The following is a 19490-nucleotide window of genomic DNA, read 5'->3' as shown; positions in this document are numbered from 1 at the left end:
TATTGACTTTCTCGAAAAAGGCAATTAACTATAATTACTGAGGAACCATTGAGTATTAAAAGCTCGATCGCAGGATATTTCTAGTAATCTTATGCCTGATTCCGGCAAAACTGCGATTTTTTGCTGAAAATCAGTCCAATCGCTGATTAAATGGTAATCGATACCGTAGGTGTGACAGAGTTGGCAAAAGTCGATATTTTGGGGAGTGGCAAAAAATTCTTCAAAGGGAGGGTCAAATTTGGCGATCGGCAACATCTGGAAAATGCCTCCCCCCTTGTTATTGATTAAAATTATGGTCAAGGAGCCAACAAAATATTTTTTGATTAAAAAACCATTTGTATCGTGTAATAGGGCTAAATCTCCCGTTAACAGCAGACTAGGGACATTTTTATAAGCTATTCCTATCGCAGTGGAGAGGTTGCCGTCGATGCCATTGGCCCCGCGATTAAAATAGGGACGAATTTGGCGATCGCTAGGCGGGTTAAAAAATTCGGCATAGCGAACAGGCATACTATTAGAGATAAAGATCGGGGTGCGGGGGGGGAGGTGTTGGGAAAGCAGCCAGGGGATTTTTCCTTCAATCAGTTTAGTTTCTGCTGCCAAAAGGCGATCGATTTTAAATCTGGCTTGCTGGTCGAATTTTTGCCATAATTCTCGGTATTCTCGGTTATTATCGGGTTTTTCTGGGAATAAATCCCCTAATTGCTCGATATTTCCCCTGAGATGTCCAGTTTTTCCCTGTAGAGGATCGTAATTATCGGGATGGGGATCGATAATCCAGCGAGGACAGTCGATTTCTTCTAACCAGGTCCGTAATTCTTTGCTGGTGGGTAATTCGCCAATTTGTAGGACCACATCGGGGGTTAATTGGGTTTTAATGGCAGGATTCCGCAATAATAAATCATAGGTAGTGATCAGATGGGGATTTAACCCTGCATAGTTTCGCAGAGGAGATAAAGCTTCTGCTAAGACGGGATATTGTTGCGATCGAGCTAAATTAGCGATCGCCTGACAGTAACTTTCGGGGTTTTGCGGGGAAGCTAATCCCGCGATGATAATTCCTTGGCGGGGTAAAGAAGGAATTTCGAGAATTGAGTGGTTAATTGAGATATTTTGCCGAGATATATGGCTAAAAAAAGCCTCTTGGTCAAAATTAGCCTCTAAATTCTTAATTTCTAGATCGGGAGTTGGTGCGAGGGGATCCCGAAATGGTAAGTTCAGATGCACCACTCCGGGGACAGGATCGAGACAGCGCAACCACGCGTGGATGATAGTTTGACGGAGATAGCGTAAACGCTCGATATTGGCACTAGGACAGCTAATTTCCGCTTGCCAGTTGGGATAATTACCGTAGAGTTTGACTTGATCGATAGTCTGACCGGCATGAGCATGACGCAATTCTGGGGGGCGATCGGCGGTTAGAATTAATAAAGGGACATGACTTTCTTTTGCTTCAATGACTGCGGGATAAAAATTAGCCGTGGCAGTGCCGGAAGTGCAGACTAAAACCACCGGTTGATATAATTGTTTGGCTAATCCCAGGGCAAAAAAAGCGGCCGAGCGCTCGTCTAAAATGGGAATAGCTTCAATCTGAGGATGTCTTGCCAAGGCTACCGTTAAAGGAGTCGATCGCGATCCGGGAGAAACCACCCCTATCTTCAATCCCAAACGGGCCAATGTTTCGACTAAAATAGAACCCCAAAGTGTATTAAGATTGCGAAAATCGATCGACATTTATCATTTCAGTGCAAAGGTTAGGGGACAATCGGTTAAAGAGTCTATTAATAAATTTAACATTGGCCGGAACTGGCCAAGAATAAGTTATTCCTAAGTCAGTCCCGATGAAAAAATTTTCACCCCCACAGATGAAAGAGGGTTCCTTCCCTACACCCCACACCCTACACCCTACACCCTCTTTCAAGTCAGCGATCCAGGTTAAGTTTACTCTCGATTCCCAGGCTAATTTATCCCTTTTCGGGTTCCCTTCTTGCTAAGTTTTAACCAGAAAACTTATAGGTTAATACCACATTGATATTAGCTGCCAGCAGGGCCAAGAATAACAGGAAAGTAAAGCGATCTATCCAGAATTTTTTAAAGAGACCAAAAATATCCTTGAGATAGAATACTCCCAGAATTGCTGCCGTACCGATCATAAAATAATAGCGACCGTAGGGAGAAGCTAAAATCCATGCTGTCAGGTTGAGATGAATCGACCAAACTCCCAGAAAGATAAAAATAATTGAGGCAGTTAATCCGTCCGTTTCTTGGCGAAAATCATCGAGAAAGATGGCTAGAATAATAAACATAAACGGATAAAAAGGAATTATATACCAAGTAAAGAAGTGACTTTGCGCTCCCGTGGCAACTAAAATTAAGGTGTAGAGGATTACCGGTAAAGCGAGTAATCTAACTTGGGGACTAGCGGGATTCTTTCGGAGAAAGGGTAAGAGGGTTAACCAGCTAAAAATTAGCCAACCATCCTCGAAAAATACCGTGGGAGTGGTTAGATATTTGACAAAGTTAAAGTCCTCGAAGCGCAGGGATTGTTCTTGAAATATCTTCCGAAAGAAATCGTAGTCATAGATAGCACCGTAGAGAAAATAGAGAGAGAAAAAGAAAGCACCGATCACAGTCACATAAATGGCTTCTCGTCCTTGCTTTTCGTAAATCAAGAGGACAATTAATAATACTACTAAATATATAGCTGTTACCTTGACTAAACAGGCTAAACCAGCTAAACAAGCGGCGATATAGAGATATTTTTTCTGCTTATTTTGATAGTATTGCCAATAAAGTAAGACAACCAATAAGCACAAAACAATCATTAAATTTTCACTAATAGCTAACCGAGAGAGGAAAACTGTATTGGGATTAGTGGCATAAATTAAACTAGCGATTATAGCGATCGATAGATTACTCAACTTCAGAGCCAGTAAATAGACCAAAACTATCGCAGCAATACCTAAGAGTAAAGAAGGGACTCTAATAATAGTTAAACTGCAATCAAAAAAAGTCTTTGCTCCTCCTAAAAGAGCAAATAAACCCACCAATAAACCAAATAAAGGAGGATGATCAAACCAGGGAGTCACCAAACGATAACGGATATTTTTCGCTTCCCAAACCACCGTAGGAAAATTATCCGTGGGACTCAACCATGACCAACTGGTGGGGATACCCGTTTGTAATAAACTCATGCCACTCCAAGCAAAAGCATATTCGTCAGCAGTCCAATTATCCGGAGGCAAAGAATCATAATTATAGATTCGCAAAAAAGCACCTAAGCAGGTGATAATTGCTGCAATCAACCAATGTTTATGGACAGTCAAAAAGCTGGGCATCGATTATTAAGTATAGGTGGCAGTGACTAAATAAGAGTCAGAATTTCATGGTATAATAGATAGGGTGATAATGACAGAAAAATCGGGATGATTAAAGTAAACAGACGTAAATTTGGCCAGTGGCTCAGTCTGATCGGTGCAGGAGTCGGACTGGCAGCGATTCTAGATAGAAAAAATATTTTTTCCCCCCCCACCGCTACAGCAATCATACCCCCGCAACCCCCCCAAAATTCCTCTTTTCCCCCCCGACAAAGCTTTTCCTTTGAAACCGTCACTCTCGATCCTAGCGGTTTCGTGATCGAGCGCAATTTCCGCAGTGCCGAATACTACAGCGAAACCCTTGCGGGATTAGAGATGATTGCTATCCCCGCTGGCACTTTTATCATGGGGACACCGGACGGAGAAAAAGGAGACTTTACTGGTAGTGATAAACCCCAGCGCTTAGTCAAGGTGAACAGTTTTTACCTGAGTAAATACCCGATAACTCAACAACAATGGCAAATTGTCGCTAATCTGCCCAAAATTAACCGCGATTTGAACCCCAATCCCTCCCACTTCCAAGGGGATAACTTACCCGTCGATAGCATCTCTTGGTATGATGCGATCGAGTTTTGCGATCGACTTGCCAAGGCCACCGGCAGAAACTATCGACTCCCAAGCGAGGCACAATGGGAATATGCTTGTCGTGCCGGCACTACCACACCCTTCTACTTTGGTGCCACCCTTACCAGTGAATTCGCTAACTACTATGCCATTAAATTTCCCTACGCAGTGGAAAGAGAGAGCGAATTTCGAGCTAAAACCACCCCTGTAGGCAGTTTTCCCCCAAATGCCTTCGGATTATACGATTTACATGGCAGTTTATACGAATGGTGTGCCGATCCTTGGCATCGCAACTATAACAATGCTCCCAACGATGACCAAGTATGGCCGGCCGATCCTAATAGCACCGGCAATCGTTATCGCGTCCTGCGTGGAGGTGGTTGGGGGACAGAATTGAGGGAATGTCGCTCCGCTAGTCGAGGCCAATTTAGCCCCGATAATCGCTATAGTGTATTAGGATTCCGCATCGCCAGTAGTTAGCTCAAAATTCTGGTTTCAACAACTTTGCCGGTAAATTGTGCGTCTCTAAACCTGTTTTAGTCTGTGAGTGTAAGCGAGTGACCAACTCTCCACCCTATCCCTTTTTAACCACCCCCGTCGGCTCTTTGCAAATCCCTTTTTTAGAGCAAATTGAAGGAATTATTGGCAATAATAGTTATATTCTCAGAGATTCGCCGCAATTACTCAAATTATCTCTAGTTATTCCCACTTATAACGAGCGAGATAACGTTATTCCCCTAGTCGAGAATCTCAGTCAATTACTCGATCGAAAAATTCCAGGTCAGTATGAACTAATTATCGTCGATGATGACAGTCCCGATCGCACTTGGGAATTAGCCAGCAAATTAACCCCGGATTACCCGCAACTGCGGGTGATGCGTCGTCAGGGAGAAAAAGGATTAGCGTCGGCAGTGGTGCGGGGTTGGCAAGGGTCAAGGGGTGAGATACTAGGAGTAATCGATGGAGACTTGCAACATCCCCCCGAAATTCTCTATAATCTGCTCGAAACTATCGAAAAAGGAGCCGATTTAGCTCTTGCTAGTCGTCACGTCGAAGGAGGAGGAGTGAGCGAGTGGAGTCTGCTGCGAAGATTTCTCTCCCGCGGCGCTCAAATTCTTGGTTTAATTCTACTGCCAGAGGTGGTCGGTCGCGTCTCCGATCCCATGAGCGGTTACTTTATGGTCCGCCGTCAAGCGATCGCCGGTCCGATTCTCAATCCCACCGGTTACAAAATTTTACTAGAAGTCATCGGCAAAGGTCGCATCAAAACCATCGGAGAAGTGGGTTATGTCTTCCAAGAGCGGCTAGAGGGGGAAAGTAAGGTAACTTGGAAACAATGGCTAGAATATATCTTCCATCTGCTGCGTTTGCGCTCTCAAAGGCCACTAAGGTTTTTAGATGCAATTGTCAATCTACCTTTAGATAGATTTATTCGCTTCGGTTTAGTGGGATTAACCGGGGTTTTTGTTGATATGGCCTTTCTCTATCTTCTCAGTGATCCCGCCGCTTTGGGTTGGGGATTAACCCGCAGTAAAATCATCGCCGCCGAATTAGCAATTATTAATAATTTTATCTGGAATGATCGCTGGACTTTTGGCGATTTATCCGCTCGTCAACGGGGTTGGAATAAACGCTGGAAAAGATTTTTAAAGTTCAATTTGATCTGTTTAGCCGGTTTAATTTTAAACGTCTTGCTGCTCAACCTTCTCTTTAATGGTTTAGGAATCAATCGCTATCTAGCTAACTTCATCGCCATCGCTATCGTCACGGTTTGGAACTTTTGGGTTAATCTTAAACTCAGTTGGCGGGTGACAAAATAGCCAGCTAGAAGCAAGAAAATGGTTGGCCAAAATTGAGATGCGCTTACCCTGTTGTCCATAGCATTTGCGACTCGTTTACTCCACCCTATGATCCTGATTACAGACCAAATTTACCAGTCTATTTTCACCCACGCAGAATCCACCTATCCCGAAGAATGTTGTGGATTACTCCTAGGAAAAATTACCGAGACAGCAGCCGAAGTTATCAGCATACAGGCAACAGAAAATAACTGGTCAGGCAATAGAAAAAACCGCTTTAGTATTGCCCCAGAAGTGCTTTTACAAGCTCAAAAATCGGCGCGGGAAAACCAGCTAGAAATTATTGGAATCTATCATTCTCATCCAGATCATGCCGCCATTCCCTCGGAAATTGATCGCCAATTAGCCTGGTCAGGATATACTTATTTAATTGTCTCCGTAGTTTCAGGACGAGCGATCGATTTACAAGCTTGGCAACTGGACGAGCGCGAACAATTTCAAATCGAACCTCAAGAATTAAAATGTTTTTGACATCGCTTGAGAACAAAAAAGAAAGGCTGGGGAAACTTTTTGAAATCCATAATTCCCAGCACCGTATTATCATCTACTTTCCGAAAAGAGTCATTAATCGGCAAATAATCATAAATCATTGTGGCGCTGACTTTGCCCCGATATTCCATCATTCGCAGTCTAGCCTGACTTGTCTCTGTTTTTAGCAAGGAGTTGGTCAGCATCAGCAAAGGTTTCAGAGAATTATTTTTCAGTATCGGCAGCTTCAAAATCCAGTTCATGGCCGTGGGATTGGGTGCCACCTTAAAAATTTTTCCCTGACCATCTAAAAATAACAGGGGGTGGACATTCTCAGTATCGACAAATTCTTTACCATACCAATTAGATGCCTCTAATAAACCATCCATTGGGTGATTTGTCTCAAGTCCAGAACCTTGCCAAACACCGAGCATAAAGTCTAAACTCACGGGTTCGAGAGCGTCAAACAATTGTAAAGCTATTTCTGTGGTCGTTTGACCAGCTTTAAGAATCGACTGGCAGCTTTCTAATTCTAATGTTTCCATTGTCTCGCTCTTATTGTGTCCTGACAATGATATTATAGCTGCCCAGCCAGAGGGTGGGGGATTGCCCCTCGGCTAAAATCACCAAACATCCCACATATCTTCACTCAATGGGTCATCGTATCACTCTAGGGTTTCCAGCCATTCACTCAGTTCTTCCTTGATGGTTTCTTTAAGTTCTCGCAAATCATTTTTATCTATTAGGCCTTTTTCAAGTAAGAAAGTGTAGAACTTTTTCAGACTACCTGCGTTAGCCTTGAGGCTTGATTGACTGGCCCACAGTGCCTTTTTGATAAACCAATAACCCAAAAAGTCACCGACCATATCTACCCCGTCTTTAGCTTCTACTGCATCCTCATAGAGTAAATATTCGTTGATATAAAAATCTATATTTGAAATATGATTATTAATGGTTTTTTCCGACAAACCTGATGATTCTAGCCAACTCTCGAAATCCTTTAGTAATTCATGATTGACTTTTCTTATTTTTTGACAGTCAGCCTCATATTTCTGGGAATCATCCATCTCAAATTTCTCTCCTGCAAATCGCTGCTCGATGGTCAATAGGGTAATGAATCAGGTGTTTTTTCTAAGCGTCTAAAGCCGCCATTTGCTCCTCAGGGTCAACGTCGGCTAACCACCTGAATCGCCTTTATTTCTTCTCAAAGCTTTTCAAGGGTTTTTCAGACCCTTGAGACATTGTCTGCAGCCTGAGCAGTTCACTAAATGTCTTCGATTTTTTAGCCATGATGGAGCCGAAAAATATGTGTTATTAATCCCGTCGGGTTACTTAACAGCATTGGGATAGGGCAATTCTAACCCCTGTCATGGAGCGATTGCGCTCTCATTATTAAATCTTAAAGTTCTGGTCTGAGTCGTAAGCTGTTGACTAATATCCGATACTTTTTTGTTAACATAGATTAGCAATACACTTTCAGAGATTCTCTTAAAACAGGGGATATCTCCTTCTCAAATCCCCCGCAGGGGAAAAATATGTCTCAAAAGCCGATTTATCTAGATTGCCACGCCACAACACCGCTAGATCCGCAAGTTCTGGCGGCGATGTTGCCCTATTTTACCGAACACTTTGGTAATGCCAGTAGTATTAATCATGTCTATGGTTGGACAGCCGAGGCCGCGGTTAAACAGGCAAGAGAAACAATCGCCGCTGCTATTAATAGTAGCCCCGAAGAAATTATTTTTACCAGTGGAGCAACGGAGGCCAATAACCTCGCTATCAAAGGAGTTGCCGAAGCTTATTTCGCCAAGGGAAGGCATATAGTTACGGTGGTGACAGAACATCGCGCCGTTTTAGATCCCTGTCATTATCTGGAAAAATTGGGTTTTGAGGTGACAATTTTACCCGTCGGTGCTGATGGTCTAATTGACTTGGAACTACTAGAAAAATCTTTGCGTCCTGACACGATTTTGCTGTCAATTATGGCTGCTAATAACGAGATTGGGGTGATTCAACCTTTAGCGGCAATTGGGGCGATTTGTCGCCGGTATCAGGTACTTTTTCATACGGATGCGGCCCAAGCAATCGGCAAAATTCCCCTAGATGTGGAGGAAATGAATATAGATTTGATGTCCTTAACTGCCCACAAAGTCCACGGACCCAAGGGAATCGGTGCGCTGTACGTCCGGCGCCGAAACCCCAGAGTCCGTCTCGCCGCTCAAATTCAAGGGGGAGGCCAGGAAAAAGGACTGCGATCGGGTACAATATTTACACCGCAAATTGTCGGTTTTGCCAAGGCAGTAGAATTGGGCATCAAAGCGATTGAAGAAGATACCAGCCACTTAAATCAGTTAAAAGCCCGTTTATGGGAGATTATCAGTCAATTAGACAGAATTTATCTCAATGGTCATCCTAGCCAAAGATTAGCCGGAAATTTAAATATTAGTATTGAAGGGGTGGACGGTGCGGCGTTATTGTTAGGATTACAGCCAATAGTGGCGCTTTCCTCCGGTTCTGCCTGTTCTTCTAGCCATACCGCCCCCTCCCACGTTTTAACTGCCTTGGGTCGCCCCGAATCTCTCGCTTATGCCTCCCTGCGCTTCGGGTTGAGTCGTTTTAACACTTTAGAAGAAATTGAACTGGTGGGGGAACAGGTGGTTTTAACGGTTAATTCCCTCCGCAAGGCCAAAAATTTTTGACGTTTCGGCTCCTATCCACAAGTTAGTTTCGGTCTAGGTTTTAACAATTCCGGAAAAGCTTTCTATGATTGCTTTTGACTGATTGCCGTGCCAGTTAATAACATTGATGCTTGGTTTTCACTCCAGTGAATCATCCAACTCGGTTGTAATCCCAAAACAATAATAAATAAAGCCAAAGCAATTTCGGGAAATCTTTCGGGCCAGGTACTGCGAGGAATGCGCGATAATTCAGGGGTTAAACGACCAAAGAAAACCCGATTAATCATCAGGAGAAAATATACTGCGGTTAAACCACTAGCGACCAAACATAAGAGCGTTTGTATCGGAAAAATCGGGAAACTGCCACGAAAGACCAAAAATTCGGCGATAAATCCCACCATTCCGGGGATGCCGGCGCTGGCCATAGCCGCTAAAATCATTAACATTCCCGTGATTGGTAAACCTCTTTCGGGATTTAATAAACCGCGTAGATAATCCACATCCCGGCTGCCGGTTTTTTTATACACTACTCCCACCAACAAAAATAATAAAGCGGAAATTAAACCGTGACTAATCATCTGCAAAATCGCCGCAGTGATGCTTAATCTGGTGGTGGCCGCCGCCGCTAGTAAAATATAGGCCATGTGGGAAATGGAAGAATAAGCGACTACTTTTTTCATATCCTTTTGGGCAATAGCGCAACTGGCCCCGTAGAGGGCGCTGATAGCTGCTATCGTTGCTAACCAAGGGGCGATAGTCACCCAAGCATCGAGGAATAAACCGACTCCAAAGCGCAGCAGTCCATAGGTTCCTAATTTGAGTAATATTCCCGCTAAAAGCACAGAAACGGGGGTAGATGCTTCCACGTGGGCATCCGGTAGCCAAGTATGAAAGGGAAAAATCGGGATTTTGATTGCTAATCCAATCAGAAGGGGTATGAGGAGCAGTAATTGGGTTTTAACGTCTAAATTGTTCGATAAAAGGGGATTATAGGCGAAATTATTAGCACCGGTTAGCCAAACTAAGCCGAGGAAGGAAATTAGCACTAAAAAGCCTGAAATTGCCGTGTATAATAAAAATTTCATGCCCGCGTAGCCGCGTCTTTGCCCCCCCCAAATGGCAATGAGAAAGTAAAGAGGGACGATTTCTAATTCGTAAAATAGGAAAAATAGCAGTAAATCCTGTGCTAGAAAGGCCCCCGCTACTCCGGCATTGAGTAACAAGAGCAGAGAATAGTAAAATTTCGGCCGGTTAACCTCTGTGCCACTAGCATAAAGAGCAATTATTGTCAAGATGCTGTTAAGAAAAAGTAATGAGAATGACAATCCATCGACACCGAGGGCATAATTGAAACCGAGGAAATTAATCCAAGGCAGGTTAACCGTGAACTGCATTTGCGGGTTACTAGGGTCAAATTGCCAGCCAAGGAGAATATTAAGCAGTAAGAGAACGACAGCAAGAGTTAGAGCTAATCCTCGCACTTTTTTCGCCTCTAGAGGCGTGTAGGCAATCAGTATCGCCCCTATAATCGGTAGCCAAATAAAAGCGTTGAGCATTCTTTACTTTAATGGGGATGATAAACTTAATATTATTGCCTAAGCGGTCAATCTTTAGCAAGATAGCTATCAACTTTTAACATTTATTAATAAAATGAGCCAGAGATTACCATTACCAGAAATTCGTCGAGAAAAAAACAGCGATTTTGCTGCCATATACCGAGTAAATCCCTTGGCTTTTGGCCGAGAAAATGAAGCCAATTTAGGAACCCCTCATAACTCACCATTAAGATAACTGCTATAATTATCGTCGGGGGTTTGACTCGGTGTCAAAAAAAGTTTCGGCTAATTTAATTAAAGTGGTTTGATTAATCTTACCTTGAGGACTTTTTGGTATCTCTGGTAATTTTATCCAATGTTTCGGCAGTTTATAATTGACTAATTTATCTTTAATCTGGGATTGAATAATTGTCTGGTCTATCTGAGAATTAACGGGGACATAAAAAGCCACAATTACCTGTCCCCATCGAGAATCTGGCAATCCTAAAACCACCACATCTTTAACTAAATTAGTGTGTCTAATGGCAGTTTCTACCTCAAGAGGATAAACGTTTTCTCCTCCAGTAATTATTTTTTGACTATCGCGACCAATTATATATAAATAACCACTTTCATCGAAGTAACCTAAATCATCGGTCTCGAAGTAGCTTGCTTGATTAAGATGGGGATAATAACCTAAAAATAAAGATTTTGCTTCAATAATAATTTTCTGGTTATCGGGATTAATTTTTATCTGAGCATGGGGTAATAGCTGTCCACTACTATTATTGCCTCGTCGAAAATATTCTGGTTTAAGAGTGACAATTTGTGAGGCAGTTTCCGTCATTCCATAGGTAGGAGACAGAGAAATATTATATTCTCTAGCTTTTTCTAGTAAAGATGGCCATGCAGGGGAACCTCCTAGGAAAACTGTTTTAAAATTGGCTAACCATTGAGGATCATTTTCTAGAAAAAATTGTAATTGACTGGGAACTAAAGAGATAAAATAATCTTGAAGATTGAGATTATTTATGCGCTCTTGTTTGATTTTATGGTAAGGAATAACAGCAAAATTTCCCCCCGTTAAAAAACTTCTCAGAAACTGCATTAAACCACTAACATGATATAAAGGCAATAGGCAAAAAGAGTTAACCTGCTTGACTTGAAAATATTCAGAGAAACCTTTGACAGAAGCAGTTAAAGTTAACCAGTTATGGATAGCAAAGCGAATTTTTCCCGAGGTTCCCCCTGTGGGTATCATCAGAGAATTAGTCAAAGGATTGACAGGAGGAAAATTATAGTTAAAAACCTTGATATTTTCGCCAAAAATATAATCGGGTTGCATCAGAGAGAAAACCTGTTCCCATTCGTTAGTTTTCCAGTCGGGATTAGCTAAAAATAGGCAACTTTTGGCACTGACGGCAGCCAAGAATATCGCTAAGAATTTAAGGGGATTGCCTTCAGCAAGCAGTATAGTTAATCGAGGATTATCTGCGGCGATAAATTTCTGACAATAGGACTGATATAATTGATAAAATTTCTGGCTATTGTATCCATATAACCAATCTTTTTGACTGAGATATGCTAATTGTTTGCTGATGTCGTCCACAGTTTTTCTAACCAATCGGGGTCACTATCATTAAACCATTGTTGCACACCAAAACCTAAAGCTCGCTCCTTTTTGGGGTATTCTTGTGCTAGACGTAAAGCGGATTTTCTGCCGATATTAGTTTCTAAAACCGAGGAAAACACTAAATCTAAGGGATATTTTTCCCAGAGATTTCTTAACCCTTGGATTGAACCGGTAATAGCAGGTTTAATCACAAAAATTCCTCGCCATCCCCGTTGATAACATTCCTCTATTTGTCGAAGATTGGCTACGGATTCATCTAAGGCAATCTCCGTGGTAAAATCTTGACTTAATTGCAACATTTCTAACCATTGAGACGGGGGTAAAGGTTGTTCGATAAATTCAATTATTTTAGATTCATCGGCAATTTTTAACCAGATTTTACTCTCAGCAATACTTAATCCCCCATTGGCATCTAAACGCAATTTAATTCCCCTGGGTAATCGGTCAATTAATTTTTCAAATAAGTTTAACTCCTGCTTGAGAGAATTAACTGCAATTTTCCATTTATAAGTATTAGTTTGATTGACGGCTAAAATATCATCTAGACAGGGAAATACTGCCGCACTGGTGGGTAATAAATAACTATAATTTTTCGGTTCTAATTCTCTTGATTTATTCTCGATACTTAAATCTTCTAAAGCTGATTCAAAGGCAAATTGACAAGCGGGAAATTGTTCAGGAATAGAAAAAATTGAATTTATTGATAGGGGATTTTCGAGACTTTGACAGAATAATATTGCTGCCGATAATGTTTCCGAACCAAATTCAGGTAAAGGAGCAATTTCTCCCCATCCAATACGTCCATCTTCCGCTTCTAAGCGAATAATAATTCCTTCCCTAATTTCCCATAGTCCGTGATGGGTTTGTAGGGGATGCAGCAAAGGACGCTGATAAACACGAAATTGCCAGAAATACATGATTAACTATAAGTAGTCGTGAAAAGCTTAACATGAGCAGGCGTTGGGTTTCATGCTTCAAACCAACCTACGTTCTTTATAGAGTTTGTCAGCGAAACGTTTTTTTTTCTTAAAGTCCAGAAAACGGGTTTCTCCGAGAAACCCGTTTTCTAGGTGACTTAGAAGGAGAGCTTAGAAACTTAGATAAAGAAATTACCCACTGGAATGTTCCCTAAAGCTGGTAAAGTACCAGTAAATCCGGTGATATTTATTAATAAATCATTGCTGGATTGGAAGCCAGCCGTGCTATCATTAATAACGAGGTAAGTTCCAGCTATTGCACCGGTTGTTACCTGAACTAAGGCGGCACTATTAACCCCTAATCCTTGATTACCTGTAATCGCTCCATTGGCATCAGTAAATACTTGATTGATTAAATTCTGTAAAGTGGTGACAGTGCTATTAGCAGCACGACTGAAACTACTAGGCGCATTCATGGCAGTTCCACCTTGAGTTAATAAGTCAATTTTATCACTATTGATGGCAAAATCTGTGATATGATCGCTTGTTGATATGGTAGATTGACCAAATTGGAAGATGAAGATATCTGCACCTAAACCACCGATTAAAGTATCAATTCCCGCACCTCCATTGATTTGATTATTGCCACTATTTCCAGTGATATTATTGTCACCAGCGTTACCCGTACCATTAATATTATTAGTGCCAATTAGTCTGAGGTTTTCCACATTGTTGGGTAAGGTGCGAGTGATACTGCTTTGCCAAGTATCAGTAATGATAACTTCTCCTATTCCTCCTTCGGGATTGATGGTAGCATTAACGGGATTGGAGAGGGTTACTGTAAAGGCTTCATCGGCTTCGTTGAGGTTATCATTGAGGATGGGAATGCTAATAGTAGCAGTGGAAGTATTAGCAGCAATGGTGATAGTTCCAGTTTTGCTAGTATAATCTACATTGGCGGTAGCATTAATGGGTGCAGTGGTATAGTTGAAGGTAATTGGTTGCGGATTGGGGTTATCAACCGTGACGGTGAGGATGGCATTATTATCTTTACCTTCCACTACGGTGATGTCATTAATGGAGAGTTGCGAGGTGACACTGGTATCATCATTATTAATTGTTCCCGTGGCTGCGTTGGGAGTACCTATTGTATAACCTGTCCCCGCAGCAAGGGTTAAAATAACAGTTTCGTTACTTTCTACTATTGTGTCAGCAGTGGGGTCAACTGTTACGGTAGCAGTGGATGAACCAGCAGCAAAGGTGACTGTATTGTTAGTCCCTGTACGAGTGTAATCGGTATTTAAAGTCGCTGTCCCTCCGAGGGTGTAATTGACTGTTAAAGGATTAGTGGTTACTCCGCTACGAGTAAAGGTATAGACTAAGTTGGTTGTCCCATCTTCGGTAACACTTGCGGGAGAAACTGCTAGGGTGACACTGGTATCGTCATTGGTAATTGTTCCCGTAACTGGAGTAGTCGTACCTACTGTATAACCTGTCCCCGCAGCAAGGGTTAAAATAACAGTTTCGTTACTTTCTACTATTGTGTCAGCAGTGGGGTCAACGGTTACAGTCGCAGTCGCTGAACCAGCAGCAAAGGTGACAGTATTGGTAGTCCCTGTACGAGTGTAGTCGGTATTTAAAGTCGCTGTCCCTCCGAGGGTGTAATTAACCGTTAAAGGATTAGTTGTTACTCCGCTACGAGTGAAGGTATAAACCAGATTTGTTGTCCCGTCTTCGGTAACACTACTGGGAGAAACTGCAAGAGTAATACTGGTATCGTCATTGGTAATTGTCCCCGTAACTGGAGTAGTCGTACCTACTGTATAACCTGTCCCAGAAGCAAGGGTTAAAATGACAGTCTCATCACTTTCAACTGTAGTATCAGCAGTGGGGTTAACTGTTACCGTCGCAGTGGATGAACCAGCCGCGAAAGTCACTGTCCCAGTTGTACTTGTGAAACTGGCTGCACCGCTTTGAGTGTAATCTGTACTAAAAGTAGCTGTCCCCCCAACTGTATAGTTAACAGTTAAGGCGCTGGTCGTTGGAGTGGTGCGGGTGAAGGTGTAGACTAGGTTGGGGGTGCTGTCTTCTGTCACGCTTGCGGGGGAGACAGCGAGAGTGATGATAGGACTAGAAGTGTTATTAAATTCCCAATCGAGAATATCATGAATTCCAGTCCCTGCTCCTGTGCCCGAACTAAACCCAATAAAAGCATTACTTTGACCTAAGATAGAAAGTAGGTCAACTGTGTAACTTAATAAGGGTGTTGTAGGTCGTTGATTGGTTTCTGATACCCGGACTTCTAAGACATCTGTGCTGCCATTGTAATCTACCCAAGCATTCCAAATATTGCCATTATTCAAACGATTGGTTACAGGTTGAGCAATAACAGAATTAATATCTCCATTAAGGTCAACTCCGACATGATTACCATTAATGTCACCTAGAGAAGAATTATAATAGGTATCAAATTCTATTCCTAGACTTTTATTAATTCCTTCATAGCCGATTCCACCGCCCACAGAACCGGCATTATTGGCAATTGTTTGTATGATAAAAACTAAACCATCCGCTCCTGCTCCGTCATCGTCTCCTAACCCGTCTGAATTAGTAATTTGAAATTGAAAATAAGAGTTAAAGGATGTATTATTGGATAAGGCAATTGTATTGGTGAGAAAAGCACTACCACTTTGCCAATAATCATTAGTTAAGCGTAAAACTGAAGAATTCCAGAATTGAGCAGAATTATTTAAGGTAAAATTACTAGGATCGATTAGTCCATTTTGTTCAACGGTGATCGCCTCTCCCTCAAGATTAATTATCTTTGAATCATCCTCAGCTTTCAATACCTCCAAGGTTGCCACATCCAGACTATTTCCCTGCACCAACTCCGCAAAAATTGCCCCCTCATCTCCCGCACTATCCACCTGATTAATTTGAGCATCCACATAATGCCCAATTTCTTCTAAAATTACATTAATTATCGTTGCTGACGAGGCCGTATTCAAAAAAGATGCTGATAGATAAATCTTATTGGTACTACTGGAATATGCACCATTCGCCGTCCCCAAAACCTCATCACTAAGTACCTCAATCGGGGGAAGTTGACTAAAATTTCGGCTGTGCCACTGCTGTCGTAATTGCGTCGCCTTAACCACATCATAACTTGTGCCAAAAGCGATGGCTAAATTTGCCCAAAAGCCATCAGATTGAGCGAAATTGAACAAAATATCGTCAACAACAGGAATAATCGGCAACAGTGAAGAAGTCATGACATTAACTGCAAAGGTTTATTGCTAACAGTTTTAGCCCAACAATCCCGAATTTGTCAAGACTTCCATAACAGAAATTAACATTGATCGGGAAAACTGTATTTCTAAATCATCAGTTTTTCTGAATATTGTCTCTCAATTCCCTCCTCACAACTTAATCTAATTCATTTGCCGTTTGCAAAACCTCCTCATAAAGTTGATGACTGATGCGAAAATTTGCTTGGCTAATTAGAGACTCCATTATCGGTTTAACCTTAGCAATCAATCCTCTATTTTTAGCGATTAAAAGAACTCCTAGAACCCCCGTAATTGACAGCCCCAAACGCACAGCCTCCCTCCGTCCAAGACGCTCATCAATTAACAATTCATCTGCTTTTAATTCTAAGGCAAGAGCGATTGCTTCTGCTTCGCCAATATCTAAATTATATTCATTCCTCAAACAAGGCACAAGTTCTAAATTAGTGGCTTGTTTAACCTGTATCCACTTCAGAGAAATTATCGCTTTAATGCGGATATTTCCTCAGTTAAATTGGCTAATTCATTGGCAACTGCTTGGGGAATAACAACATTAGTATAAATATCTTTTAAGATTGACAGATAACCAACAAGAGCAAGACTGCTGAGAGGAGAAGTATCGCTAATAATAATCATAGCCAACCTTTCTCTTTTAAATGCTTAATATCTTGCTGAAACTCAGCAACATCATAGTGAATACAAATTCCTCGTTCAGAAAGCATCCGTTGAAACTTGATTTGATTAATACCTAATAACTCACTTGCTTTTCCTAAGCTAATCTTATCTTGTTGGAATAACATAACAACAATTTCCTTCAACAGTTCATCCTCTGATAAACCACTTGCTTTAATCACTTCTTGGGAAATAACTAGAGTCATATTTTCTCCGTATTTTGATAAGAATTATACAAATGCTATCCTAGGTTTTGCGGTCTGTCAATTCCCTTTGGCAGACCTCACTTCTAACTGTTAACTGTTAACTGAAATTCCCTCTCCGAAGCAATCTTACCCCTTGTCATGGCGAAGATGCGATCGCTAACGTCAAACCTAGGCAGTTAAAGTATTTAACCAATTGATTAAATCTTCAACCGTAGAGAAATCGAATAAAGCTTCTCCTAATGCTTCGACATCATCAATACTTAACTGCATGATTTTAGTTTCCAATGAAGGATTAATCTCCCCTAACTTGCGTTTAATTTGACGAAGAATCAATGTCTTTTCCCGTTCGATACCTTGTTCGATACCTTGTTCGATACCGCGTTCAATACCTTGTTCGATACCGCGTTCAATACCTTGTTCAATACCTTGACGCATCCAACTGGTAGTAATTTGCATAACTCCCTCCTGTACGGGTTGACTAAATGTGCTAATCTCTTGTTGAAATTGTATCTCTTCCACCGGATTTAGATTGAGATAAGTATCAATAAATCCAGAAATTAATTGCATTCTCGCCGCATCTAACCTTAAAGTAATTAACAAGCGCAGACATTCCGCTTTTACCTTGGCTCGCTCTTTCTCGGCAATGTTCATCTTCGCCATCAAAGCTGAAGCAACCGGATTCGGTTGATTAAGAAAATCTCGCCAATTTAATCGATTTAACTGCACTACTTGATAGTTAAATTCTAAGACCTTAAAATCGGGAAAATCAACCACATATTGACTAATTGCTTCTCTTTTTGGCTTTGAATAAGAAAAAATTACAATCGGATAAATCGGCAAGACAAATTTCTCATGAAAGCGAGCAAAATAAGTAAACATTCGCCGATTAAACCATTTTCGAGAACTTTCCTGCGCCTCGACATGAATCAGAAAAAAAGATTCTTTTCCTCGAAACTTAACCTGTGCGACTAAATCACTTTCATACCTTTCTCCTTCCGTGACATCAGTAAATACTTCTTTGTCTAAAAAAGTAATCGAGTCCCTATCTAAATAATCCATCAATTGAGGAAAAAATAACTCAATAAATTCGACAAAAAAGGTGGAGATTAACTCCTTAAATAAGCGATCGTGGTCAATATTATTAGTCATGTAATATCATCTTAACTAATCTGAGCGATGAATGACTACTCTTCTCTATTGTATTCTGAAAAGTCGGTTTTGGCAACGGATTGTTATGACCTCACCCCCTTAACCTACAGCGATTGTCAAATTCGCCCAAAAACCATCAGATTGAGCAAAATCGAACAAACTATCGTAAACAGCAGGAAAAATCGGCAACAGGGGAGAAGTCATGACATTAACTGCAAAGGTTTATTGCTAACAGTTTTAGCCCAACAATCCCCAATTTTTCAAGGGTGCTATCACAAAAATTAACATTTATTACAAGAAAACGGGTTTCTCGTAATGTTCACTACCCGATGAAATTGCTATGGTAAAATGTCCATAATAGACAAGAGAGAATTTACTTATGAGTGTAGCCGACGAAATTTACAAAATCGTGAAATCAATGCCTGAAGATCGAGCGAATAAAATTTTGGATTTTGCAAAGTTTTTGCAAGCTAAACCAGAGTTAGAAGATAAGCCATTAGATTTCCGCGATGCGGCAGGATTGGGGCAAGAAATGTGGCAATCAATTGATGTAGATGCTTATATTCAGCAGGAGCGATCATCATGGGAATAGTTTTACAAACGGGAAATATTGTATTTTTAGATACGGCTCCTTTTATTTACTTTTTCGAGCAACATCCCATCTTTTTTCCTTATATGGAAAAGTTATTTTATGATGTCTCCATTTATCAGGTTAAGGTTATCACTTCGATGATCACTTTTATCGAAATTGTTACCCATCCAGCAAGGATAGGTAATCAGGAGTTGGTAGAACAATACCGGACATATTTCACCCGTTCGAGCCAAATTACTCTGTTACCAATCGATTTATCTATTGCTAATGAGGCGATCGCTCTTCGTACCCAATACACTCTCAAAACACCCGATGCGATTCAACTGGGAACAGCGATCGCATATTCAGCAACCTACATTATCACTAATGATAGGCAATGGAAACAGTTAGCTCATCAAAATGTATTGCTAGTAGATGAAATGTAGCGAATCAGTTCTGGAAATGAATGATTTTACCTCTCCCCCTAACCCCATCTCCTCGTAGGAGAGGGGGAATTGCGACTCCTGCGAGGAGATGGGGAAATACACTGATAACTGTTAACTGTTAACTGAAA

General features: G+C 41.3%; 18 protein-coding genes and 1 pseudogene. 8 read left to right on the top strand and 11 right to left on the bottom strand.

The genetic code is table 11. The features are described 5' to 3' along the window. Positions 1-24: 24 nt before the first annotated feature. Together menD and N0824_RS15080 are read right to left on the bottom strand one after the other, a co-directional pair. Positions 25-1734, bottom strand: coding sequence for a 2-succinyl-5-enolpyruvyl-6-hydroxy-3-cyclohexene-1-carboxylic-acid synthase (menD, locus tag N0824_RS15085; RefSeq protein ID WP_108937328.1), 1710 nt, complete (start codon positions 1732-1734; stop codon positions 25-27). A 263-nt stretch (positions 1735-1997) separates the two neighbouring features. Next, a complete protein-coding gene (locus tag N0824_RS15080) occupies positions 1998-3338 on the bottom strand; it encodes a glycosyltransferase family 39 protein (RefSeq protein WP_108937327.1) in 1341 nt (446 codons plus the stop codon). An 87-nt stretch (positions 3339-3425) separates the two neighbouring features. Here N0824_RS15080 and N0824_RS15075 point away from each other — a divergent pair, with 87 nt between their 5' ends. The 3 genes from N0824_RS15075 to N0824_RS15065 all read left to right on the top strand — a co-directional run bounded on the left by N0824_RS15075 (position 3426) and on the right by N0824_RS15065 (position 6271). Next, positions 3426-4421 carry a formylglycine-generating enzyme family protein gene (locus tag N0824_RS15075; RefSeq protein WP_108937326.1) on the top strand — a complete coding sequence of 332 codons (996 nt, stop codon included), beginning with the start codon at positions 3426-3428 and terminating at the stop codon, positions 4419-4421. A gap of 77 nt (positions 4422-4498) precedes the next feature. Then, the gene (locus N0824_RS15070; RefSeq protein ID WP_108937325.1) at positions 4499-5761 is read left to right on the top strand and encodes a glycosyltransferase; all 1263 of its coding nucleotides are present in this window, start codon (positions 4499-4501) and stop codon (positions 5759-5761) included. Positions 5762-5848: 87 nt separating this feature from the next. Then, positions 5849-6271: a Mov34/MPN/PAD-1 family protein gene (locus N0824_RS15065; RefSeq protein WP_104397557.1), complete on the top strand. Its 423-nt coding sequence runs from the start codon at positions 5849-5851 to the stop codon at positions 6269-6271. On the opposite strand, the gene N0824_RS15060 is transcribed toward N0824_RS15065, so the two are convergent. Both N0824_RS15060 and N0824_RS15055 read right to left on the bottom strand, forming a co-directional pair. Next, positions 6250-6813, bottom strand: a complete 564-nt coding sequence (locus N0824_RS15060; protein ID WP_108937324.1) for a DUF4334 domain-containing protein — start codon at positions 6811-6813, stop codon at positions 6250-6252. The two genes, N0824_RS15065 and N0824_RS15060, sit on opposite strands and share 22 nt — an antisense overlap. Positions 6814-6933: 120 nt before the next feature. Continuing rightward, entirely contained in the window at positions 6934-7335 is a 402-nt protein-coding gene (locus N0824_RS15055) for a phage integrase SAM-like domain-containing protein (protein WP_052275881.1), read from the bottom strand. 468 nt (positions 7336-7803) lie between these two features. On the opposite strand from N0824_RS15055, the gene N0824_RS15050 reads away from it, so the two are divergent. Then, a complete protein-coding gene (locus tag N0824_RS15050) occupies positions 7804-8967 on the top strand; it encodes a cysteine desulfurase family protein (RefSeq protein ID WP_108937323.1) in 1164 nt (387 codons plus the stop codon). A 62-nt stretch (positions 8968-9029) separates the two neighbouring features. Here N0824_RS15050 and N0824_RS15045 read toward each other — a convergent pair whose 3' ends face one another. Beyond that, the gene (locus tag N0824_RS15045; RefSeq protein ID WP_108937322.1) at positions 9030-10502 is read right to left on the bottom strand and encodes an NADH-quinone oxidoreductase subunit M; all 1473 of its coding nucleotides are present in this window, start codon (positions 10500-10502) and stop codon (positions 9030-9032) included. 94 nt (positions 10503-10596) lie between these two features. Here N0824_RS15045 and N0824_RS21035 point away from each other — a divergent pair, with 94 nt between their 5' ends. Beyond that, complete coding sequence (locus N0824_RS21035; protein WP_199224921.1) at positions 10597-10737, top strand: hypothetical protein; 141 nt, start codon at positions 10597-10599, stop codon at positions 10735-10737. A gap of 9 nt (positions 10738-10746) precedes the next feature. Here N0824_RS21035 and N0824_RS15040 read toward each other — a convergent pair whose 3' ends face one another. From N0824_RS15040 to N0824_RS15010, 6 genes and pseudogenes are all read right to left on the bottom strand, one after another. Then, a complete protein-coding gene (locus N0824_RS15040) occupies positions 10747-12090 on the bottom strand; it encodes a 2-succinylbenzoate--CoA ligase (protein WP_108937321.1) in 1344 nt (447 codons plus the stop codon). After that, a complete protein-coding gene (locus N0824_RS15035; protein WP_108937320.1) occupies positions 12066-13031 on the bottom strand; it encodes an o-succinylbenzoate synthase in 966 nt (321 codons plus the stop codon). Before N0824_RS15035 ends, N0824_RS15040 begins: the two co-directional genes overlap by 25 nt. 179 nt (positions 13032-13210) lie before the next feature. Next, positions 13211-16303, bottom strand: a complete 3093-nt coding sequence (locus N0824_RS15030; protein ID WP_199224920.1) for a Calx-beta domain-containing protein — start codon at positions 16301-16303, stop codon at positions 13211-13213. A gap of 154 nt (positions 16304-16457) precedes the next feature. Then, positions 16458-16954: pseudogene (locus N0824_RS15020) on the bottom strand (DUF3368 domain-containing protein). Continuing rightward, on the bottom strand, positions 16951-17196 hold the full coding sequence (locus N0824_RS15015) for a UPF0175 family protein (RefSeq protein WP_002739258.1): 246 nt from the start codon (positions 17194-17196) through the stop codon (positions 16951-16953). The pseudogene N0824_RS15020 and the gene N0824_RS15015 overlap by 4 nt, the downstream one beginning before the upstream one ends. A 168-nt stretch (positions 17197-17364) precedes the next feature. Continuing rightward, positions 17365-18345, bottom strand: coding sequence for a DUF4351 domain-containing protein (locus N0824_RS15010; protein ID WP_108937319.1), 981 nt, complete (start codon positions 18343-18345; stop codon positions 17365-17367). A gap of 27 nt (positions 18346-18372) precedes the next feature. Between N0824_RS15010 and N0824_RS15005 the strand changes: the two genes are divergently transcribed. The 3 genes from N0824_RS15005 to N0824_RS14995 all read left to right on the top strand — a co-directional run bounded on the left by N0824_RS15005 (position 18373) and on the right by N0824_RS14995 (position 19362). Next, complete coding sequence (locus N0824_RS15005) at positions 18373-18630, top strand: hypothetical protein (RefSeq protein WP_108937318.1); 258 nt, start codon at positions 18373-18375, stop codon at positions 18628-18630. Between the two features lie 94 nt (positions 18631-18724). Next, complete coding sequence (locus tag N0824_RS15000) at positions 18725-18937, top strand: DUF2281 domain-containing protein (RefSeq protein WP_002738971.1); 213 nt, start codon at positions 18725-18727, stop codon at positions 18935-18937. Further along, a complete protein-coding gene (locus N0824_RS14995; protein WP_002782003.1) occupies positions 18928-19362 on the top strand; it encodes a PIN domain-containing protein in 435 nt (144 codons plus the stop codon). The genes N0824_RS15000 and N0824_RS14995 overlap by 10 nt, the downstream gene beginning before the upstream one ends. Positions 19363-19490: the final 128 nt, after the last annotated feature.

Source organism: Microcystis sp. 0824 (assembly GCF_003112475.1).
In the GTDB taxonomy this organism is placed as follows: domain Bacteria; phylum Cyanobacteriota; class Cyanobacteriia; order Cyanobacteriales; family Microcystaceae; genus Microcystis; species Microcystis aeruginosa_C.
The sequence above is the reverse complement of the archived record's forward strand: the minus strand, read 5'-3'. Positions and strand labels throughout refer to the sequence as shown.